Source organism: Neobacillus niacini (assembly GCF_019749295.1).
Classification (GTDB): Bacteria; Bacillota; Bacilli; order Bacillales; family Cytobacillaceae; genus Neobacillus; species Neobacillus niacini_D.
Genome location: NZ_JACWFG010000013.1, coordinates 20,759 through 44,734, shown reverse-complemented (window position 1 = coordinate 44,734; position 23,976 = coordinate 20,759). Strand labels below are relative to the sequence as shown.

Below are 23,976 nucleotides of genomic sequence, written 5' to 3'. Positions count from 1 at the left end.
TCTACGGTCAATAATACGAAATATTCATACAATTTTACGATTTTCGCCTCACTGAAAGGGTTGACTAGAATTTTTATACTTGATATTTTAAGAGAAAGTATGACTTATGACTTAAAATGAAAATTATTGGAGGAGGGGAGAGAAATGACGAATTCACATTTAAAAGAGGCGACATTTATACCTGATAGGACCTTTCCAATCAATATTTTTTTAACGAAAGATATTCCTTTACACTGGCATGATCACATGGAATGGATCTTTATTAAGAATGGGAAGGCGCGAATACAAATTGATGATGTTTTCGTTTGTTTACAAAAAGGTGAAATCGCATTCGTGAACTCAAAACAGCTTCATGCTGCATGGATGGTTGATGAGAACACAGAAATTATTGCCATTGTATTTAACGAAGCCATCGTTCGAAATAGTGGTTTAGATAACACAGAGAACTTATATTTTTCCCCCTATTTGAACCAGCAATTAAAATTACCAAATTTTATTAGGAAAGATGAAAAACATACTTCACAAATCATTGCATCTATTACAAATTTGGTTTATGAATTTGAACAAAAGAAAACTGGATATGAGTTGTTAATTAAAGCAGAGTTGTTCCGTATTTTTGGATTAATTTTTAGGAATTATGGCTATTTAAAACAACAGTACACTAATCGATACCAAAAAAATTATAACTTAACAGCCCTTTTGGATTATTTACGAGAACATTACCACGATGAAATTAGTGTCAACGTGGCATCAAAAATGGTTAATCTTAGTCCAAATCACTTCTGCAAAGTATTTAAAAAAGTGACAGGCAAAACATTAATTGAGTATGTTCAGCTTCTCAGAATTAATGAAGCTGAAAAAATGTTATTAGAGACTAACTTACCAGTAACTGAGATTGCTGAAAAGGTTGGCTTTGGAAGTATTACATATTTTGGAAGGGTATTTAAAAAAATAAAAAATGCATCCCCTTCTGCTATTCGATCAGGCTCTTGAAAATTCTGGTATTCATAGGAGGCATACTGAACACCCCTCCCCTTTTTCACTTTTCATAAACTAAAACTGAATCGCTAGCTTAATGACATCCTTTTACAAAGTCATTTACAAATTCAGATTTTTATTGCGCAGTAATGGTCTACTATGTAATACAAGAGTTAATCTTGACCATTTGCAGAAGACTGATCTTATTGAAAGTCAATCGATTTTTTATAACATTTTGATTCTCAAAACTATGGTTTTATATCTTTTATCACTAGATGGATTACAGTGGTAAACAGTCTGTCATTCTTTGGTACATTCTTTGTCATTCGGTGGTAAAAACTATGTCAGAGGTGGTACATTTCAATGGCCGTAATCATTTAATCTTATTTCCTAAAAACTGTTGATTTCTATTTGATGGTTACATATAAAGCCATAACGGCAATTCTGAAGGTATCATGATGGAGGAATTTATAAAGAGCGTACAAGAGAAACCCTTTGAATTTAATTATTATTAATTTCAAAGGGTTTTTATTAGAAAAGCTAGGCAGGTGGCTCATTTTTTATGTGACCAATACGTTTATCAGTGGCTCAAATCTAAATTATCAAAAACACCCCAGTTATTTCCTTGTAAAACGATCTATACTCCAACTTCCAAACTATAATATTTAACCAAATACTGATCAATCATTTCTTCCACTTCATCAGTCGAAAGCATATCTAAGATCATTGCCCCGCCAACTACATTCAAATATTTATTTGCCTGAACAAAGTGATCCCGTTTAATCTGAATTCCTCTTTTTTCAAGCTTAATAATTGATTTTAGAATACCCCTGGTAATATTGCGGTTAGATGTAAAATTACTTGAAAAGAATACAACACATCTTGCAGAGAAATCTTTTTCAGTGAAGAAGTCCGTTAACCAGTAGGGATTACTAGTATTAGATTCATCATAGGTCATATATCCAACCCACCACAATCGAGCCAGAATGTGAACAAATAGCGACCGTTTATTTCCGTTTTTAAAGAAAATGGCTGTGTTGATTCGCTGATCCTTTTTATCTTGCAATTCATTTTTTAAGCGATAGTAAGTGAAATCTCTAAATTGTAAATGAGCTAATCCTGACCAAAGCTTTTCTTGTGTTGCTTGAGATACGGTTAAATGTTTCAGAGCATCATAGATGACTTTTACATTTTCCCGATCACTAATAGCATATTCCTCATGGTAATTAAACTCTGGCATTTCAAAGTCAATTTTGGATTCAACCACTCGAGCCTCTTCACGAAAATACTCGTCAAACCAAACGTTATCTTTTGTATAGTAATGTTCTTTATATGAATCATAATTCGTCCGTAAATCCATTAAAGTCTCATCTGTAATGAATGATAATTTCACTTTAATCCTCCATTTTATTTAGCTTCTCGATTTCTTCGAGACTGGTTTTTAAAGGTTTTCTTAATACCATTTGAGCAGCCTTCAAAGCCGACAATGAATCCGTACCGACGTCGTGAATGTTAACATTGTTATCAGCAAAAATTTTCTCCAACACTTGATACCAGGTGTACCCTTCCAGGTCTTCACGGTTATCCTGTAGTTTTGAAAATACATATACTAAACTCGGAACAATGACAGTGGACAAGATGGTATTCTTTAATCTTGAATTAGCATTTGATGCATATTGGTTATATTCATATTCTGGTAGTGAAATCGTAATAAAGTTGGAATGGATATCCACTTCCATGAATTCATTTTTATTCGATTTCGTTACCTTAGCAATGGAAGGCAGATTTAAAAGTTCTAAATTCTCTTCGAATAAAGTCGTTTCAATCGCATCCCCAATTGCGAGTAGGTTTCCTTTTTCAAAAGAAATAGCAATATCTTTAAACCAATCATTTAACAATTGATTTTGATAGTTTTCAATTTTCTCACTGGCGATAATAAAGGAATGGATTAATATTTTTCCTCGAAGCACACTTGTTGGGATCGAGATGTCCACAGTCTTTTTACTAGATTGAAAGGCTTGACGATAGCTAGTTTGACCACATTCAATATGAATTAAATAAACCCCATAGTGATTGTCAATTAAATCCTGAATTCCTTGGTTAATTAATTCAAAATCGGCATGAATCTTTACTTCACCAAACGATTCATAAACTTGGATTTTCGTGTTAAAACTTGAATCCATATAGTCGTCATTATTCATATAAAGTACAGGGTATGGATAGGAATGATTAATCTTCATACAATTCCACCTCCATCACGCAATAATTGGAATAATCAATCTCAACATTTACCACAACACCCTTATTTTTTTTAAGAGTAGTAAGGTATACGGTGTTAGAACTTACTTTTTCAATCGTAACATTACTATCATCTGTAAAGGCTGCTTTAATCGGCAAATCATAATCACTTTGCTCCCCTACAACACTAAACACCAAACGACCTCTTGACAGGGTCTTTTCTGGTACAATATTAAACTTATATTTGCCATTGTTTCGATCAACACAAACATATCTTTGCTTAACCTGAATGGGGTGTTTACTAGGTTTTCGCTCCCTGCGATTTCCTTGTTCTCCACGTTGATTTTCATCCATCTCGTTATTTCCGCTAGTATTGGCTGCGCCGGCACCTTCTGTTCCTCCGTCAGTGTGTTCACCAGTACCGTTTCCACCTTGATCACCTGTTGGAGAAATACCAAATTCCCCTGCTAACTGTTCTTCAAATTCCTTTGTATCCTTCCCTTTTTTTCTAGTGGTTTTAGGTGTTTCTTTTTCCTTTTGTTTTGTAACAATTGCCTTTATAGATGAATTTAATGATTCTGTCTTACTCACAGAGGATGAGTTACTAAAGTCCTTATTCGGTAAAAAGTCGCTTAAACCGACAGCATCCATTTCATCTGTAATTTTTTCCTGGAAAGTATTCTTCACAGTGTCTCGGATGAATTTCCTTAAATCAGCATATACCTTTTTGGCTAACTTAGGGTCCTTCTCATATCGCTCCGGCGCCCATTCATTGTGTGCAGGGTTCTCCATTTGTTTAAAGATGTTGTTCATCTGTGATCCTGTTATCATCAAAAGTCCCGTAAACGAAATGCTTCCGCTGATATTCTTCTGCTCAAAAATACGCATTCCTGTTTTTCTCGTCATTAATACTCTTCTATTTAAGTCCTCACCATTGAGTAAATAGAGTTCCGCTTCTCCTTCTTCAATACGAGTCCCTTTGGAAAAGTTCATGGCTGGGTACGGGATTTTAATGGTTTTGTTGGATATTAAAAGATTATAATAATTCTTTAAAATTCTGTTAACTTCCGTGTCTTCTAATTCATAAATCAATTGACCAATATTTTGATCGTTGATTTCAAAATCGTTAATTTTGACAACCAATTTCCCCTTAAAAACAGTAATAAAAAAGTTGAATAAAACAGATTTTTTTATTTCACCTTCCCAATCTTCCTTGGGTTCAAAAGCCGAAACATAGATATCCGTTCCCGTTTCATTTCTTTGGAAGCTCTCATCCAGATGTATTAAATTTGGAATGGCCATTGAGTGATCATTATGCGTGTAATATCCATTACCTAATGTCACCTGGTTATCATTCTTTTTAAATGACATAATATTTGCTACACCAATATGTGATTGATATCCTGAAGTATCATAAGAAGAGTAAAAAAGCGTTCTCAAATTAGAATTGAGAAATGGTGCTGACTTTCCAATTCCGAAGCTACCGCCAGAATCTCCTTCTTTATTCGAGGATCCTGCTTCTTTTATTAAAGAAGACCAAGGCGAAACAAGATTGCCTTCCCTTGCACCTTCTAAACCTTTTGTATTAAAATCACTGATTCTTAAAAAACTGATTTCATTTCGACCTAAAATGGATAACGCTTGTTCTATGAAATCTTCACTTTTCTTATTATGGCCTTCCCAAGTTTGTTTGCAAAATTTAAAGACGTTGATTAACTCATACCGCTTAGGAAAGTTATTGATTGGCATGGAAAAACGATTAAACTCCACCACAACTGGGTTATTCTTATCTTTAACAGCGTCCAGGGAATTCTGGCAAATTTCTCTTGTTAGTGAATCCAAGGCATTGCCACGGAATGTTTCCAGCCCTGCATTATTTATTGAATTAATCATTCCCCCGACTGCAGCAGGAAAATTCCAAAAGGTCTTCATTTTCAAACCCCCAAAATATACAAATCTATTATAAAAAAATGAATTTCCTAAAAAAAACTATCATTTTTTTAATTAGAAAAAAATTATGACTGATATTAAAAATATTTCTACTATAATAATAGTGCTTTACTCACATTATAACATCCACCAATTTACAATAATAGACATATTACTTGGTAAGGTATTAGAGGTATATATACGTCAAAAGGGCCGCTTATTTTGAGCAGCCCTTTTGACATTCATATTATAGTCCTATTGGTGATCGTGCCTTCCGTTCAAAGTGAAAATGTAAGCGATACTCACAAATTTGCTTTGTCCAAGTGAATAAAATGTCCTCATGTTTTTTTATTACATTAAGATTTAATTGAAAAACATCATTTTCATAAGAAATTAAGCCTTTAGAACTGCCACTCCATTTTGACATTGGCATGGTAGCAATCAATTTGGTTACACCTTTTTCATCATAATCCCATAATTTCTTGGCACCCTTATCGGAAAAATCAATTCGTTTACGGTGTTCTTTTTCCATAAGGTAGTGATGAAAGAAAGGTGCTACATCTTTTGAAGAAATAGGCTTGAACCAGTTCGATTTCCCTCGTTCGAGCATCGCTAATAGTACAACCATTTTATAGCTTTTAGCCATCCCTGTTTTTTCTACTTCGACTAACCAATTTTCATATCTTTCAAATATTTCAATCTCCCGCTCCGTTAATTCTTCAGCCCATTTTAGGAAACCAAAATAAGAATGAAATTCCTGTCGGTATTGCGGAGAATCCGAAGCTCCTTTTAAATGTAATTCCAAATATGCAGGTCTTCTACCTATATCCTTCTTTAATTCCATATAATCTTGGAAGAGCTTCTCTCTTCTCGGCTGCCGTTTTCTGATCATTTCTTTAAGAAGGTCAATGACATTAACATCCAGATCAATCTCACAAAAGCCCGGTAATGTAGGTTGGATGTTTCTAGGTTTACCCTCATTAGGTTGTGTATCAAATAATCCTAATTTAATATCCGCATTTCGATAATTTCCAATTAAGTCAATAATTACACACTTTTCCTTATGAGGATGCAGACGCAGTCCACGGCCAATTTGTTGTGTAAAAACAGTTAATGATTCTGTCGGTCTAACAAATAAAAGCGTGTCTACGGCTGGAATATCTACACCTTCATTGAAAAGATCTACAGTGAAAATAATATCCATTTCACCTTTTGCCAGCTGCGAAATGGCCTGATTTCTACTGATTCCAGTCTGTTGCGAATGGAGACTAACCGTATGATAGCCATGGTTATTAAAATAGTTTGATAAATAGTCGGCTTGTCTAATGGAAGAACAAAATCCCAGTGTTCTGGTCTGCTTTTTATCTTCCCAGGCTTGTAGTATCTTTTGGGCTAATTCTTCTCTTAATTGAACTTGCAGTAATTCCTCTTCGGCATATCGATTTCCCAGCCACGTTATTTGACTATAGTCTGTGTCATCATATACCCCATAATAAATAAAGGGTGATAACCATTGACGGTTAATCGCTTCCAAGAAATCTAATCTGAATGCAACGTTTCCATCACACAGCGCATATACATCCTTATTGTCATTCCGATCAGGAGTCGCTGTTATCCCTAGTAGAAATTTAGGCTGAAAATAATCTAACGCACGCTTATATGAATCCGCTGCAACATGATGGAATTCATCCACAATAATCAAATCAAATTCATCCACTCTAAACTGCTCAAGATGCTTTTTAATACTTAGTGTATAGATTGAAGCAAATATGGTATCTGCTACACCTTCTTTTATCTTGCCATTGTATATACCATACTGCTTTTCAGGCATAATTCTCTGAAAAGAATTTCTTGCTTGATAGAGTATTTCCTCACGATGAGCAATAAAGAGAATCTTCGTAAAGTTTTGGGCAAAAAAACCAGCCAAATAGGTTTTTCCCAGTCCAGTCGCCATCACAACCAGAGCTTTATTGTATTCTTCTTCTAAAGTCTTATTCAACTCTTCAAGTGCCTCAATCTGCGCAAAACGAGGCAGTATTTCTCCATAAGAAACCGGCGGTTCTAATACGACTTCAGGCTTTTCAGGATTATCCTTTTTTGCAGGAAGCATTAATTCTTGTTCCTCAAGTTCAGTCCATTTTCGAACTAGATTTGGATGTTTTCGCTGATACTCATTATAATTAGCTCGATACTCTTCTAGGGTTTCTGTATTTAATGGAACCGTTTGATCAGAGTAGAAAAGAGCAAGGAATTCCTTTAGTGCTTCATCAAAAACTTCTCTTTCATCACTCACGGAAATATTCCATTCGATACCTTGATTCAAAGCAGAATTTGAAAGATTGGAAGAACCAATAAAGAGAACATCATGTTCATTGGATTGAAAAAGATAAGCTTTTGGGTGAAAAGAAGTACCATTACTTTTCCAAAGTCGAATGCTAATACGGTCATCAATTGAAAGCAGCTCTTCTAAAGCCTCAGGCTGTGTAATGTACAAATAATCACCAGTACAAATCTTAATATCCGCTCCATTTTGTGCAGCTTTTTTCAAGGCATCTTTGATAAATTTGACTCCAGATTTAATGACAAAGGAAGACAAAATACAGACTGTATCCGCCCCTATTATTTTGTCATTCAAATGTAATCCAAGGTCTCTTGTTATCAGCTGTACCTTACTCATCCTCAACCTCTATTAAATAGATTTTATTTTTAAATCCACCGCGCTTCTCTGCCTTTTCCTGCCTTACCTGTTCCACCTGTTCAATGTTCGCTCCATGACATTCAGCAAGAGCATGGATAATCTCCAAAAGGTCAGCTAACTCTTCAACAGCATCTTTATCATCTTCTGCATTTATGTATTCATTAAGTTCTTCAAAGCTTTTTGTTTTTAATTCTTTTATATATTCTCCGTTATCTAATATTCTGGTAGTAAAGTTTTTTCCTGTCTTTTCAATAATTTCGGGAATACGATCTCGAACTAATTTGTTATAAATAGGCATTTAACGTTTCCTCCATTTTGTATGTATATACCCTTATTATAACGAAACGCATAAATATTTACATACTTGGAAATTGTTTTGTTCTTAATCGGTGTATGCGATGTAAATATATAAAAATCAAATTTCAATTTATGCATGTTGAAATAAAAAGAGCAGAGTTCCTATTAAGATACTCTGCTCGTTATAGAATAATGTTCGACCCCGGTGGTCGGGGGCGAAAATGGGAGTTATTGAATTTATAGGGTTTTATACGAGTAATGTGTAAAATTTGTGTAAAATGTTCTGGAAGTATAACGGATCCGTATTCCACATGTAGAACTGATAATATTTACTAATTCAATAATCTTATATTCAATTCCATTCCTTACAAAAAAGAGCAGCCCTAAATTTTTCATTATAGGTTGCTCTTCTTGTGTGTACAAATTGGCCTAATATATATTATTCTATCATAGCTTTGAGTAGGATATCAGTGGCATCGGAGTAAAATTGAATATCAATCTTAGTTGCCATATCATCCGATAAGTCAAATAGTTGTTTTCTGCATGTAACAGGAACTAAAATTGACGAAGCTCCTTTCTCTACAGCAATCTCAGTTATAGTTACTATATTATGAATGGGTTCTATTGAACCACCAAGATTAATTTCTCCAACAATAATAAGGCCACCACGAACACTTTTCTTTAAAAGGGATGAACATAAAGAAACTAATGACGCTACCCCAATCTTTGCTCCTGATTTAGAAGCATCAAACGCTCTTAATTGTACTATAAATTCATGTGATCTAGGATCTTTATCCCCCACAAGCTGTCTAGCACGTGCATATAAATTTTGTTCAGCATAACCAAGGCTTTCTTTAAAAGGTGCTGGTACTGGCTTATTCAAGACTTTCACACCAGATCCTGGACCTTCATTAATTTCAATTCTATATAAACCAGGGTTCTCTTCCATATTGCCTGGACTAATTGTCCATACTTGTCCAGGTTCTAATGGATCGTTACCAATACTATTTTCACTATGTAATTCAGGTGTGGAGATGAACTTTTCTACGCCATCTTCTCCAAAAGTATAGCTAAAGTGTGTATTACGAAATTCAGCTGCACCAATTCTTTTTTGCTGTTCCTTTACTCTACGTCTTGCTTCAAGTGAAATTCTAACAGCCCATTCTAAATCTTCATCAAGAACTGGTATGTCACTGGAAGGATATAGTAGCTTTAAAAGTCCACTTACTGTTTTTAGTACTGCATTAGTGTCCCTCCCACTTAAAGCCCCACCAAAATAGACACGATTTTGCAATACAGAGACTCTACTTTGATTTCGAAGTTGACTCATACATTCAGACCAGAAATCACTTACTAATCCAAATTGATTAGTTAAAAGTTCCTTGTTTATTTTCGGTACATCCCACCCTGGAAGATAAGCATGTATCCTGTCCATAAAAGCTGTATCATCTCTCATTTCAGGTGGAAGTGGACCAAAAAGGTGCCCAATCCTTTGTTGATGCTCTACATCTACGTCAAAGTTTCCAACAAGAACTAGACTACCATCGGCTCTGATACTTTCTTTCCCACGACTGAACTCTCCTGATTCCATGTAACCCTTCATGATGTTTACTCCATCTTTTTGATCGAAAGAAACTCCAGAGACTTCATCAAAACAAATTACATCGTATTGGCATACTAAACCTCTTTGTCCAGTAGCATTATTTACAAACATCCTAGCAACTGTCGCTTTCCCACCAGAAATTAAATGAGCATATGGGGAAACTTGTTGAAATAAATGGCTCTTTCCCGTTCCACGTGGACCAAGTTCAACCATGTTGTAATTTCTCTCTACAAACGGGACCATACGCATTAAAAACGCATTTTTCTCACGGTCCGATAAAATATTTGGTTCTATTCCTATACTTCTCAATAAAAAGTCTTTCCAATGTTCAGTTGTAAAGTGCTCTCGTGCTTTTGCTAAAACATCTAATACATCTCTGTTAGATAATTGAATCTCTCTTAATGCTTCTATACCGAACGGTCTTCCATTTTTTTCTAGTGCTATAAGACTATCATATACTAGAGTGATTTCAGCATAGAATCCACCCGTTAAAATTCTTTCATGTTCATTAATTAAATCTGGATCTATACGAACATCACGTAATCCTAGACTTGGCAAAGTTGCTAAATAAGAATCCGTTTTAGCATCAAGTCTTGCACTAATAAGATCGATAATTTTTACCTGACCTTTTTCCCGGGCTCGTGCTTTAAAAAGTTCTTCTTCCCCAGCCCTTACAGTTTTAGACTTTAGTTGCCGTTGAACTATTTCAATTCCCTCATTAATTTCTTCAGGATCAGTACTCGCACAGTATCTACCAAGTAAAAATTCTACTACATATGTTGGTACTGGGAATTGACGGCTAAAAGTCCTCACTAAATCTTTTTTTACTAAATAACCTTCTAAGTGAGTTGATGCTAGATTATCTAATAAGTCAATATCCAAATTAATCTCCTCCACCAATTATAGTACTAGTCTGTGCAATTAATTGACCACTCTCATTAACAAGTACTATAAAAGCCTCTCTTCCTTCTAGGTCTTCATCTTCAATCACAACAGAGGCAACACCATTAGTATTTAATTTCTTAGTACTTAATACTATACTTGTTGAAGAGTTTCCTGCTCGTAATCTAATATCCAGAGTTAATTCATCGAATTCTCCTACTACTGCAACATTACACCTTAAGCCTCTCCACACTATGTCAGTAAACTCAATGCCTTCGTTATTTATTTTAGTTGACTTTTGTATAATTGTTATTTGAGGAGTTAAGCATTCTTGTATACTAAGTCCCCCATGGGTGTACTCTTGCCCACTTCTATAACAGCTAATTCCATTTGCTAATGCAAAGTAATAGTTTGGGTTCCAGTACCACGGATACAGTTCCTCTTGTGTTCTTGCCCCCTCTTTAATAACTGCAAAACGCCCCCACTTATTTTCAGCTAATGATGAGGGTAAATCCAACTTAGGTAAACCTCCTGGCATGAGCAACCATCCATGATCAGTTACAATCTGTATCTTGCTCCAACCGTTGTTTAATAATTGAATTATTTTTTCTTCAATTTCATTTAGTATAGTGTCTAAATGATGTGAAAGTTTCCAACCACGATTATGTCCTTCATTATCTATATCACCAAACTCACACCATGCTTTATTTGTAGGTGTACCACTTTCATCTCTATTTAGGATTTCCCATCCTTCTTCTTTTAAGAGTTTACGAAGGTGATAACCACCCTTTAGTGACTGATTTGTAGAGGCTACAGAAGGCTCAAAATCACTATCTAAGTTTCTTCCTGTAATTAAGTGTCTAACTGGAGTCACAGCAGGCTTTCCTGTTGCCGTTATACTTGGTAAAGCAGCCCATCTAAAATCATCTGTAACATTAACATCATATTTTGTCATATTTTCAATTAACCTTTTCGCTACATCATAACGAAGCCCATCAACAAACACTATACATTGTGGTTCATCATTAGCTGATTTATCTGAGTAGATTACAGGATACCCGTGTTCCTTAACTAATTTTTGAAAATATCTAGAAAGATCTTCAATCCAAGAAAAATACACAGATCTTACAGCGATTATCACAGCTTCAACGTCTAGCTGCTTATTCACCGTTGCTAATGCTTTTAAAACAGCATCATCTGCTTCCCATCCCTTTTCTATATATCTAGATACTATGTCATTAATAGTTCCTGCTGCTAATGAAATATCTGTAATTTCAGCAAGAATTGCAAGCCATTCAATTGACATAGCTAAGGGTGATTGACCAAGTTCTGCCCAAACTAATCCACGTCTTTTCTTATGCTTTTCATTTAAATCCTTTATACGAGTTCTTGCTTTGTGTGGAGGAAGTTCATTTAATTTTAGTAATTCATTACGTAACTCCTCCTCCTCACTATCATTCCATTGGGGCCACGCACTCTGATCAATAAATAAATCTGTTGGGATTGTCTTTCGAATTTTAGATGGAATATTTGGATATCTAGTTGGTGCTTCACAAAATCTTTCCCACACTAATTCCCAAGGTCCTTCACGAGTAGCTAGTCTCTCTATACCCATTAGCTCACCATCATTTAGTGGGTCAAATGTAAACTGGGATTTTAAAATATCTACAAAAGCATTCCACTCTTTTTGTTCAAGACGAGTTTTATATTCAGCACCTTGGTCTAATAATAAAAGCAAATCACGGACAGGGTCTCCACTAGTTAAGAGAGTATTAAAGAATTCCTTATCTAATCGTTTCCATCTTAGTGAGTTTACATCTTCCTCTAACAAGCGATCCAATGCAATTAACATTGCGCTCTGAGTAGCACGGTCTTGTGCCACATCTAGACTCAACCCACCTTGGTTAGACATTAGAAAGGCTAAAATTGTCCAGTCCTTAGCATTTACTTGGGACCATATTATTCCACGATATTGGAGTTCAGCTAATGGCTTTATATTATCAGGACAAGTGTCTACCGCACGTAAATCCTGACGACTTACACCAGGTAAATATATTATTGGTATTGTTCCCTTAGGTATATTTATACCTTCAATACTATTTGAAATTACGCACCTTAACCATATTGCAGGACCTTTACGATCTTGTGGATTATATTTCCCAAGAACAAATAATTCAGGTAACAAACTTTTAATTTTAGGTAATGATGACTCCCATTGACGCTCATGATCTGGCCAAAGAATACAGTGAGGTGCAACTTGTACTTCTGAATTATAAGCTGAAGAACTACGGATAATCCTTAATAGTTCGTCAATTACTTTCATTATAAGTCCTCTTTTCTTTCCTTCGTGCTTCCATTTTATTCGATAATGTTAAATGATAATCATTTATCCGCTCTCCATTGAATACATGATACCACGGAGCTGTTTCTACGTCTTTACCACGATCCTTATTCCAATTAATATTCGGTTTATCCCTTAAGATGCCAGCGCCCTTCTTTCCAATGTCTGGAACCATCATGAATGGTCTTAAGTTTAAACGCACACCGTCATTAATATCAGGATTCCAACCTATAGGTTGTTCTTCGATCGATTTCCAACGAACAAATATATCATATGGTGCTTCTCCCTCTAGGATGAGTTCTAAGCGTTTCTTTAAATTTTGAGCAGCAATTAGCTTTTCATGGGCACCATCAATACCTGAATCGGCGTCATTTTTCTGTCTTTTAATCCAATCACCTAGATATGTGAATATTAGTCTTTCTAATAATTTTTTGTCTAATTTATGGTAATTTATTAATGCCGCAAAGCCATCTCGTAGCCCATCCCAAATATGCCATATAAAAGGTCTGTGATGAAATATTCTACAATGTTGAATGAAAAATTTATCCCGTAACCAAGTTTCTAGCGTCTTATCCGAATGATCTACTTGAGATAATAAGTTTGATAAGGTTGTATTACTCCATTCTTTTCCAAACGATGTTGCTAATAAATTTAATAAACGATCAGCTGCTGGAGCTTCTCCTAAGACCGACGGAATACAAACAATACCATCGGAATCAACAAATGATTCTAAGTTATAAGAACTACTTATTAATTCCCTAGCTTTATCAGAAACGTCTATTGATGTACTTATTTCCACTGGCCATCTATAACCGATAAGTCGTGCAACTCCAACATCAAGTGGGTTGTCGGAATTCGAGGGATTACCATGATAAATCCATTGGGTAGGATCGTCCGAATATGGTTTTGGTAACCCATTAGGATATTTCCTACTTGCAACATCTCTCCAGTAATTAACATCAAATGAAACTTTTATAAGGGTTGCATTTGTAACATTTAACTTCTGATCTATTTCCCTAACTGCTTTGTGATATTCCTTTGAAGAGCAGTAACACCACATTGCTAGTAAGTCCTTAATATCATTCGGCACTATCGCACCAGTATTATTATCATATAAGCTTCCATCATATAACGTCGCAGGTAAACTACTCATTTGACCAATAGCAATCCCTTTGCGTCCATAAGCTTCATTTGTAGTACCTGGTCTTAGCATTCCTTTCCCATTAGTTGACCAATCAATGATGTGTTCTTTCCCTCCGAAATATCTAGTTCTTTGTGGATTACTTTGTAAAGTCCTCCACCTTTCCCCTAAATCTGGAAGTTCCCAAAACTTTCTCACCCATTTATCATTATCTCCTGAAACTATACCACGCATTGAGATTGCAAATTCAGAAAATAAAGTACCCCTTTCATTATTAGCTAACAAAATTCTTGCATCTGGATTTTGAAGTTGGTTTGTTTGCTCAACTTCACTTATTTCAATAGTTTTTAATGATTCTGCCTTATCAAAAGCTGTAGGTTTAGATGATACATCAAGTCCTCTAATTAAGCCATGCTCGTCGATAACTCCATTATTTGCAAAGAGTCCTTCTGTATAGTTTCCATAATTTCCTTTACTTATGGTAAATAGTTGCACATTAAAGTCCCACATAGGAGTTTGGAAAGCTTGTGCTCCTAATCTTGCTAGAAAATTTATAGAATGATTTCTAAGTAGTTTTTTTCTAAATCTTGAATAGGTTGTTAGAAACAACCAATTCTGAGGAATTACTACGCTTGTAAGACCTCCATCTTTACAAAATTCAATACATCTATCAAGAAAAACTGTTGCAAGATCATTTTTTGCATCATCGTACTTACTCTCACAAAATTCCTTTAATTTTTTGTGTTGTTTTCCTCGTGCTAAGTATGGAACATTTGTAATAACTAGATCATATTGACTTGTTAACAATCTAAATGCTTTACGTATACCTTGTGCGGTTATTCCCATCTCTCTCTCTTCTTCATCCTGTTCTTTAACTAAGGTTGAATTAATGACTTCCAACACCTCTCCTAAAGACACAATATTTGAAGCTTCACTTTTAGCAGGGTTAATTAAACTTCCTAAAATAGATGCATCATTAAACTCCCTTTGAATCCATTTAAGAGCAATCAAAAGATTCTTCTTATTAACATTAATATTTTTAAAGTCATCTTTAGAAAGATGCACGCTAAGTCCAGAGGAAGCAAGATTAATATTAGGTAGTTTACGATAGCCACCTCCATTTGGATATTTCCACACTGTAAGTGCTATGGCAAAAGCAGCTATTTCTACCACCCTTTGGTCAATATCTAATCCATGGATATTTTCTTCTATGACCGCTTCCAATGCAGCCTTAGTAGATTTACCCTCCAACACCATTCTCATAGGTACTAACATATTAATGATTGCTATAAGAAAGTGCCCTGAACCACAACTAGGATCTAACACTTTGAATTCTCGTAAGCTTTTTGGCCAACCATTTAATTGCCCACCTGCAGGTGTCCAATATCCCTTACTATTTTTAATAAATCGAGTGTACTTAAATGGCAAGTCTGGAAGGGATATTTTACCACGTAGTTCTTCTTCACTTTTTGCATTTTTCAAATCTAGCTCAGAAAGTCTTTGTGCTGCCCACCATGCACCTAAAGAATTGTCTAATAAAAAATTAACCATATATGGCTCAGTGAATAATTGGGTAACTGCAGGGATTTCTCTTGCACCAATTTTTACTTCTGATTCATTAATTTCTTCTTTCTTCTTTGCTTGCCAGAATTGGTATACCCAACCTAAACTATCCGAAGCAGTAAAAATTTCTGTTGATAAATCAATTAACAACCGTTCTAATTTTTGTTGATGTTCAGGTGGAAAATTTAAATCAAAGACTGGCGAATCAGTCCTAAAAATTTGCGGTAGCATACCTTCTGCAAACCTTGAAGCTAACTCCCAACCATTTTTAGCCCCTTCCTCTGCAGCTAAATCTTCACATTCTTCAAGAGTTATTGAAATTGGTGCATCTGGATCAGGATACATTAAAAGTTGGTTTTCAGCCAAAAAACGGGCAAAAAGCATACGATGCCAATGCTGGTAAGCAACTTCCTCAACTAGCCTATCTATCTCTTGTGTTTGATTTTCATTATCTCTTTTGTCACCTAATTGTCGTCCATGTGCCCTTAACCTTCTTCTTAAATTTCGTTCAGTATCTGTTAAGTGACTATATGGACTTGCATCTCCAACCCCAAGATGCCTTATGGCAACTTGGGATGCTTCTTCAGCTATTTCTCTTGCTTCTTTTATCTTTCTTTCAAAAGTATTTCTTAGACCTTTATCTAGCGGAAGCACATTAATTCCCCCTATTATTTTTAATTAACGTAACACTATTGGTCCATTCTTAATTGAGTCTTTTAATTTTTCTTCCAATTCATTTATCCAATTTTGAATATCAACTTCACTTCTCAATGTACGTCGAGGTACTTCTATAGTTTGTGTTTTTGGTTCTAACTCCTTTGCAACAAGCTCCAATAATTTATTAAATCTTCCAGGTAGAGCATCTATTCTGTCATTCCATGAAGATATAGGATATGTCGATAAAGATGATACTAATGCATTAAAACTAGCTAGATCAAGGTCAGGAACATCCTCTATTCCACACTCTTTCAGTAGACTATCTTGCCTTTCCATGCTAATCTTTTGCCAGGATAAATCTCCTATTAAAGAAGTTTTATGTTTTTCCATCGTTTTTTTATACTTTAGTTTTAAACTGGTTAGTTCCCGTCTCAATGCATCCTCTAAAGATTTTAACAATGTTGATATTAAGTCTGACTCTGCTAAAAGTAGCCTTTGCTTTTCAATCACATCAATCTGTTGGTTGACATCTTGCGTTTCTTTTAAATTTCCACCATACAGCATTAGAGTTTTTAGTTGTTCCCATTTTCCCCATCTTTTCTCTATCTTTTCTGCTAAATCTGACCATTCATCGATCTTTTTATTTATATCTTCACGGTTATTATAGATACTAAGAATCTGGTCATTCCCTGCTGACCTACGGATGTTCTCGATTAACGTAATATCTGGATTTATTGGTTTTGGTGCTTCCCCACCAGCTTTTTTGGCTAAATCAGTTAACCTTTGTAAAAACTCAGGAATTACTTTTAATTCTTCATTCTGTGATGATTGAATACCTAATTTTTGAAGTAATTTACGAACTTGTATTCTTTGTGCAGTAGATATGGTAGTGGATTCTACTTTAAAAATTAACTTTCCGATCAATTTCCTCTCTAAGTTTTTAGCTTCTATTAGGTCTCCACGTTCATTTGCAGCTCTAATATGGCCTGATACAAGTAACACTTGTAATGCCCCATCCACAGCATCCCCTGACCATCCAAAGGTTTCATTTTCGAAATTCGAACGTATATCAACGCCTTTTTTACCCCCTGCAATAAAACCTAATATAGCTTTGCAAACAGGATTATTTTGAGGCTCACCTTGAAAATCAACTGCTTTAAGAGCATCTGGTGCTCCTTGTTTAGCTTTTGTATATACCTTCTCCCATCCTGGATGGTCAGCTAAATGGAATTGTGGAAATAACCTTTGATATGAATTTGTCGCTGCAGTTAGTATAGCTTCTTGTAATCCATTACTTAAGATCTCATTACCACCAGCCTGAAAAATACGAGCTCCTTGGAATGCCTCATCTATAAGCTCATTTATTCTAGACTCTGCAGTTATTCTTACTGTCTCCATAGCGGATCTAGCTTCCTGTCCCTCAGGTGTATTAGGAACGCCTCGTTTCTCAAGTGTCGCCTTAGCTGCTTTAACTTCTATTAAATTATGTCTCAAATCGTCAGCTGATCGTTTAGGGATGTATACAAAAATAGTTGAAGAATTATTTCCCGCTTGGCGAGCATCAGCAATTACAGAGTTTTCATCTATCCCCCAGCCATCCCTTACCCATACATAAACTTTTTTGTCATAATCAGTTGGTAATTGTGAATCAAAGGTTGTATAAATAGTTCTATTTACCTTGGAATTTCCTTGAGTAATATTAAGTCTCTTAACAAGTTGTCCGAATTTATGACGAAATCTATCATTCCTCTCTGCATCCACTCGATGTATGGTATTAGATAACTGGCTTCTCTGACTCTGAAACTCATCATTCCAAGCTGAGCTTTCTTTTGTCTGAATACGAAATTCATCTCCAACTTTCATTAATAGTGGACATTTATCCAAAATTTCATTTAATCTAGCCCTGAGAGCACTACTTCCTTCTGAAAGGTTTTCAACTAATAAATCAGCAATTGTATCAATGGTAGCCTTAATACCCACCTCATTGTTATTACCAGCTAATTTATTTATAAGGAAAATTAGCCCAGAAGCTCGAGCCCAAAGTTGTTCATCTTCAGTTCCTCTTATCCAGCTCATGGTTTTTTCGTAAACGTTTCGAGGTAGGATACGTGCTTGTAATAGTTTTTCTGCTGAATCAAAGTAAAGATAATCAGCTGCAATAACATTTCCTACTGATTTCTCTAAATTTGTTTGGATCACTTTATGTATCATGCTAAGTTGATTTCTAAGTTGACTATCAGTTCCAGTTTGATCAAGTACCCTCAAGGTGGTTTCCCAAAACCTTCTACGAACTGGTAATATTGGATAATCATCTACAAAAAATTGATTGTCTTCAGTACTGTTTCCAATTGTTGTGCCCGTTAAATGTCTGGATATCTCCCCCATATTTTTTTCCATAACAGATTTAATTGGGGTAATACTTTCTGCTCGTTTAGCTAATATTACCTTTCTCACAACAGCATCAACATCATTATCTGAAAGCTCTACCCGTATTGTAAAACGACCTTCTAATTTTTTTAAGTTAGAAGTAGCTGTAACTGCTGTTTGTCCTGTGCCAATGAAAAGTAATTTACCTCCAACATTTTTACAGCATGCCTCAACAGTTTCTTGAACCTCTATTGACCTTTGCATATCCTCACCAATAAATTGCTGAACTTCATCTAATACAATCAAGGTCAAAGGGAATTTTTTATCTTTGCTTAAAGACTTTTGTAGCGCCCTTACCATTTCATCATTACTTACATCTTTAACATATGGATATTGGTTGTATAGTATTTCTGCACACATTGTTGGTGAAGGAAATACGTTGGACTTTGTCTTTACCAAAGCTTTATGTAAACCTTCTGCAACGTATAAATTTGCAAGTTCCTCTTCCCATTCATAACCTTCACTCTCTACAAAATTACGAACTGTTTCATAAATGTTTTCATCTTTAAGCCACATCATGAACCGAGCTAAATGATATTGCTCTGGTAGACCAATAGATTTAAAAACAATTCCTAATAAAGCTAACCTTACACTTCCACTTGCACCTGAACCTAATGTACCTGAAACAGCATGCAAACCACCATGTCTTTTCCCCTCGTTACTTAATTCCCGAAGAAGATCAAGTATATCTTGAGATAGATTAGCTATCCCCCTTGCTGTAGCTCCATCTTCAAATTTAGTATCTTCCCATAAAGCACGTAACATTTTTACTAAATGGGATTTACCCGATCCATAAAATCCACTGACCCAAACTGCAGGTTGATTAGCTTGAGTGAGATTCCTCAAATACGTTTCTATAATAGTTCTAAGCCCCTCCTCATATTGACCGTCACATACAAATGTATCTAATTCATATCGAAGAACTTCCATTGCTTCTTTGTTTTTATCATCATTAACATTGGCTACTCCTTCATTAACCAACTTTCTAGTTGATGGATCAACTTGATAAACATCTCTATTATTCATCTTCAGACGCTCTCCCTTTCAATAAATTTTTAAGCTACTTCATTTTTATATAGTTACATTTCCTTATCTGGAGTTATAGCAATAGCTAAATAGTTCCATCCATCATACCCATCCAACAATCGGTAATTATTCCCTTCATACTTACCTGGAAAAAGAACAACAAGTCTCCCTTTTACTTTCGGAGCAAGCCTATCCACAACGTCTTTCACTCTAAGAAAACCAAACAAGGACCCTACGCCTTGTAAGGCAACAACTGTGTTATCAGAACAATTACTTTCAATTAAAAAACTTAAAAATTTCTCATCAATAAAATCAAGGTATTTCGATATAACTGTGTTAAGCAGCTGAGGTCTTTCAAAGTAACTCGATGCATATCTTTGTTTTGATATCCATTCACCGAAAGAATTAGTTAGATCAAACAAAATCCATTCGTGTTCAGCCTTCCTAGTCACTAGTTCAAACTCATCAATCTTTGCTCTTAATCTTAGCTCATCTGTTTCATTATAAACACAAAAAATAACACGTTGGGCTGCAGCTACCTCTCTCCAAGGGACAGCAATATGTTTACCATAAGAGTCAATAAGTCTCTTAACCCTGCTCATAAATCCAGCCTCTTTCTTTATGATCTATAAAGTTTGGGAAGTGTACTTCAATTACATCCCCTACTCTTTTCATGACAATCCAACCACGTCGAGAAGCAGATTCTGCAAGTTCAATTGCTTGTTCTATGTTACACTCCGTTACTTTAATGAAGTCTGTTTCAAACATTGCTTTACCCCTTGCTCCCATCAAATACCCTAAAAATAACGCATATACTATAGCACCTGGAGTTGCTATAACTCTTGATTTAACTTTTTTTATCCTGCCCTTTAAGTGACCAGACTGAGTCCATGAAGAACTTAGATTACGTACAGTAGACTCTATAGTTAATTTCGTAAACTGGTTAGCCTCTATACTTTCTATATACTCTTCTAATTGTTCTTTTATAAATACTTCCCCTTCTTGCATTCTTAGTATAAAAGGAATCGATTGCCTCAAAATACGATCTCTGACAATAGAGCATAGTATAGCTAACAAAGGACGGGCTTCTTCATCACGGAACCATAAATATCTCAATGTTCTAAATACTGTTAATTCAGGATCTAGTCCATAAAGAATAGCTAGTTTAGATGTTGTAATTTTTCTTGTACTACCTGATCTCTTACCTAGACAATTTTCTTCCTCAATTGCATGACGGTAGGTAACCTTTGGTGCATTTATTTCATCAACATATGTAAGTAGTTGCCTAAGTTCTTCCAACATTATCGTTCGAGCAAAATGAGCACCACCCTGATCGAAATCTATTCCAAACCGATTCAGTTTTTCCTCTTTCATTTGTAAGCCCTTCTTTCTAAAACAAATTGCTTCTTGTTTAGCTTCTTTCAATTTAGATAGTAATCAGAATATGATTTTTCATTATAAAACTTGACGGAGTCAATGTGTCATAGGAAATTATACTCTATAAAAACACAGGGACGTTCTTGCTTAGAAAAAAGAACCTTCATGTTAGCTATTTCTTAGTTTATTGGACTTCTGTTTATATGGTTTCAATATATATTTTTCCATAGTTCCACCAATAAATTAAAACTATCTATAATTTATCTTTATAATCCTCTAAAAAAGTGGGTTTTATTGAAAGGAATCCTCGTATATTGTTGCAAATATTAGCCCAATCCAATACCGCAGCAATTACAAACCCTGGTCCAAAAGCAGTTTCACCCTCTTGCACTCCATGTACTTTATGGGCGATGTATCCTTCAACAGAATCTATTGGAAGATCGTTACTACCGAGTTTTGCTCCAGAACGAGCTTTTCCTTTTGCTGCCTTGCCACCATTTTGTATAACTAATTGAACGGCAGCATCGAAAGCTTGCCAGCACAGTTGATTAGCCGGAGGAATTTTAGGAGAGACAAGACCTTTACCATTTGCATCATACCATATCTCACAATCATCCCCTTGCAAAAGCTTAATAGTTGCTTTTCCACCACATGCATTTAGCTTTTCTTTAATTTGAGCAATTACTGGACTATCAGTATGTTCTATTTGTAAAAAACTTAAAAAAGCTTTACTTGTAATAGTTGTTTTACTATGGTTTATGTCTTCGATTCCTAATTTCTTTACTATCTCAGTTATCTTCTTCTTAACAGCAGGATAGGACATACCTTTTTCGCCCTGGATAGCCTTAAAATTTCCATGGTACCTTAAAAAGCTTATTACAAAATCTAATTCTTCGGTAGAAAGATAATCAAATTTACTAAGGCCAAAATTGCCACTTAACTCCAAATCACATTCTTTGCATATAAGATGTGTTGCAATTAAATTATTACTACATCTCGGACAATGCGAAACCAGTTCCTTTTCCATATTATCCCTCCATATATTATCATCGTATTTTAAGTGTATATCATTGTCAATCTAGTTATAAATATTTTTATACACTACTTTTACTTTTTTGGAATTATTAGTGTTAAATGAATAAAAATAACCTTTTCCAACTATTACGATAAGTTGGAAAAGGTTACTGTGCACTACATTAAATGAAAATTTCCTGGTAAGAGTAATAGATGGCTTTTGCAAAGTATTCTTTATCTCAGCTCAAATGGACACTCTTTAATAGTCCCAACCTTCGAGATGATTATGTAGATCGAAAACTACATGAAGAATCGGATAGCTAGCCTACAATACATGATTAATGATACCTGGGATATTATGAAGCAAGATTATATTATTATAAGGTGAAGTAGTATATGAAGTAACCATCTTTCCAGATATCTGACTTGATGTTTACTTTTTTTCAATCTATTCAATTTTGCACTTTACTTCTATTCTATCCATATCCACCCGACGACCGCCTGTGGAAGAGTGATTCGGGTGGATACTGCCTATATCCCACAGTGAACGCCTTCACTGCTACCTATATTATAACGGAAAATATTTATTGTGGATATTTTTTACATCATGCATCTAATGCCCATTTCAAAAAAGCTTCCAATTGTTGTCTTTGTTTCTAGTAACCATAGATAGCCAATTATAATGGTACCCTCTGACCAATTCGACACCTACATTGCTTTCAATTAATCTCATTTTATAGAGTTTGCTTACTCTAAATAACAACGAGATGACCTTGATAAGAGAAGTAAAAACGTAGTGTTTAAAAATCTAGCTAAGATTATTGAGGAGGAATATCCCAAATTATATGATTGATAGAAATATAAATAAAGAAGCTTTAATTAATAAAATAAGCCTTCTTGTAAGCATCTTTACAGTAAATGAAGAATTTGAAAAGAGATATACCATACTAACTCATTTTGAAACCTTATATGATGAAAATGGTGAACCAAGAATATAATTTATTAGATATCAAATTCTTAGGATAAGCTCGTAATTTAGAGTATATTCATCCCTTTATTCCGTATATTACCATTATCTTTAAAGTCAGGTATTGTATATAATTTAAGTATATTCATTTCTTTTAATCCTTTATTGTCATTTCTATCACAAGATAGGATGTATTGTTGCTGCTATGCAGTAAAACTGGACAAGTTCCTGTATGTAAACCAAGGCTAACCAAGCCAAAAAATACAAATGCATGATAGTAAGATATAATCTTAAAAGTCGATAATCAGCCATATAGGCCTGTGTAAAGACTAGTGTAACATACTCAAAGAATTGAGTGTGTTTACCTATGTCCTTATACAGGCCTTTTTGTTTTTTGAAAAAGAGGAGTTTACCTAATAACCATATTTTCTGGGAGTTAAGAGGATGATAAGACAAGTCATCCTCTTTGTTGTACATCGGTTCCATAATCTATGAAGACCTTAAATAGATTGACGGATATTAAGGTTAATGGAATTGTAGGCAGCCATTTCAAATCGAGAGCCGATCGCTTCCTTTGGCGGTAAAAAAAAGCAGGGATCGTTTTATTTAGTGGTGAACTAAACGATACAATCATGCACTTAGCAAAGACTCTAGTCACCTGTATTTTCGGGTTCATATTTGATTTGCTATGTCGTTAGAAGATGATATAGATCAACCACTTGCATTTGCGGGTGTCGACATTCTTACTTAATCACTTACAAATTTATAAACTGAGATAGATTTTATAGATTACTAATTTATCAATGGTTCTCCCTGGAAGTTGCCATGAGTTAGACAT

General features: G+C 35.0%; 13 protein-coding genes. 1 reads left to right on the top strand and 12 read right to left on the bottom strand.

Annotated features, from left to right (window positions below; all coding sequences use genetic code 11):
• Positions 1-144 precede the first annotated feature (144 nt).
• Positions 145-993, top strand: coding sequence for an AraC family transcriptional regulator (locus tag H0184_RS18070; RefSeq protein ID WP_221827434.1), 849 nt, complete (start codon positions 145-147; stop codon positions 991-993).
• Positions 994-1,615: 622 nt separating this feature from the next.
• On the opposite strand, the gene H0184_RS18065 is transcribed toward H0184_RS18070, so the two are convergent.
• The 12 genes from H0184_RS18065 to H0184_RS18010 form a co-directional block, all read right to left on the bottom strand.
• A complete protein-coding gene (locus tag H0184_RS18065) occupies positions 1,616-2,371 on the bottom strand; it encodes a DUF6339 family protein (protein ID WP_313771795.1) in 756 nt (251 codons plus the stop codon).
• A 1-nt stretch (position 2,372) separates the two neighbouring features.
• On the bottom strand, positions 2,373-3,218 hold the full coding sequence (locus tag H0184_RS18060) for a hypothetical protein (protein WP_221827433.1): 846 nt from the start codon (positions 3,216-3,218) through the stop codon (positions 2,373-2,375).
• Positions 3,208-5,148, bottom strand: coding sequence for a hypothetical protein (locus H0184_RS18055; protein WP_221827432.1), 1,941 nt, complete (start codon positions 5,146-5,148; stop codon positions 3,208-3,210). The genes H0184_RS18060 and H0184_RS18055 overlap by 11 nt, the downstream gene beginning before the upstream one ends.
• 244 nt (positions 5,149-5,392) lie before the next feature.
• Entirely contained in the window at positions 5,393-7,822 is a 2,430-nt protein-coding gene (locus H0184_RS18050) for a DEAD/DEAH box helicase family protein (protein ID WP_221827431.1), read from the bottom strand.
• Complete coding sequence (locus H0184_RS18045) at positions 7,815-8,141, bottom strand: nucleoside triphosphate pyrophosphohydrolase (protein WP_221827430.1); 327 nt, start codon at positions 8,139-8,141, stop codon at positions 7,815-7,817. Before H0184_RS18045 ends, H0184_RS18050 begins: the two co-directional genes overlap by 8 nt.
• 438 nt (positions 8,142-8,579) lie before the next feature.
• Positions 8,580-10,625, bottom strand: a complete 2,046-nt coding sequence (gene brxL / locus H0184_RS18040) for a protease Lon-related BREX system protein BrxL (protein ID WP_221827429.1) — start codon at positions 10,623-10,625, stop codon at positions 8,580-8,582.
• 1 nt (position 10,626) lies between these two features.
• Positions 10,627-12,948 carry a BREX-1 system phosphatase PglZ type B gene (pglZ, locus tag H0184_RS18035; RefSeq protein WP_221827428.1) on the bottom strand — a complete coding sequence of 774 codons (2,322 nt, stop codon included), beginning with the start codon at positions 12,946-12,948 and terminating at the stop codon, positions 10,627-10,629.
• Positions 12,935-16,324, bottom strand: coding sequence for an Eco57I restriction-modification methylase domain-containing protein (locus H0184_RS28025; RefSeq protein WP_221827427.1), 3,390 nt, complete (start codon positions 16,322-16,324; stop codon positions 12,935-12,937). The genes pglZ and H0184_RS28025 overlap by 14 nt, the downstream gene beginning before the upstream one ends.
• 24 nt (positions 16,325-16,348) lie before the next feature.
• Complete coding sequence (brxC, locus tag H0184_RS18025; protein ID WP_221827426.1) at positions 16,349-19,780, bottom strand: BREX system P-loop protein BrxC; 3,432 nt, start codon at positions 19,778-19,780, stop codon at positions 16,349-16,351.
• A gap of 53 nt (positions 19,781-19,833) precedes the next feature.
• Positions 19,834-20,382 (bottom strand): BREX protein BrxB domain-containing protein, encoded by a 549-nt coding sequence (locus tag H0184_RS18020; RefSeq protein ID WP_221827425.1) that lies wholly within the window; start codon positions 20,380-20,382, stop codon positions 19,834-19,836.
• A complete protein-coding gene (locus H0184_RS18015; protein WP_221827424.1) occupies positions 20,369-21,154 on the bottom strand; it encodes a hypothetical protein in 786 nt (261 codons plus the stop codon). The genes H0184_RS18020 and H0184_RS18015 overlap by 14 nt, the downstream gene beginning before the upstream one ends.
• A gap of 256 nt (positions 21,155-21,410) precedes the next feature.
• Positions 21,411-22,184 carry a DUF2089 family protein gene (locus H0184_RS18010; protein ID WP_221827423.1) on the bottom strand — a complete coding sequence of 258 codons (774 nt, stop codon included), beginning with the start codon at positions 22,182-22,184 and terminating at the stop codon, positions 21,411-21,413.
• Positions 22,185-23,976 lie beyond the last annotated feature (1,792 nt).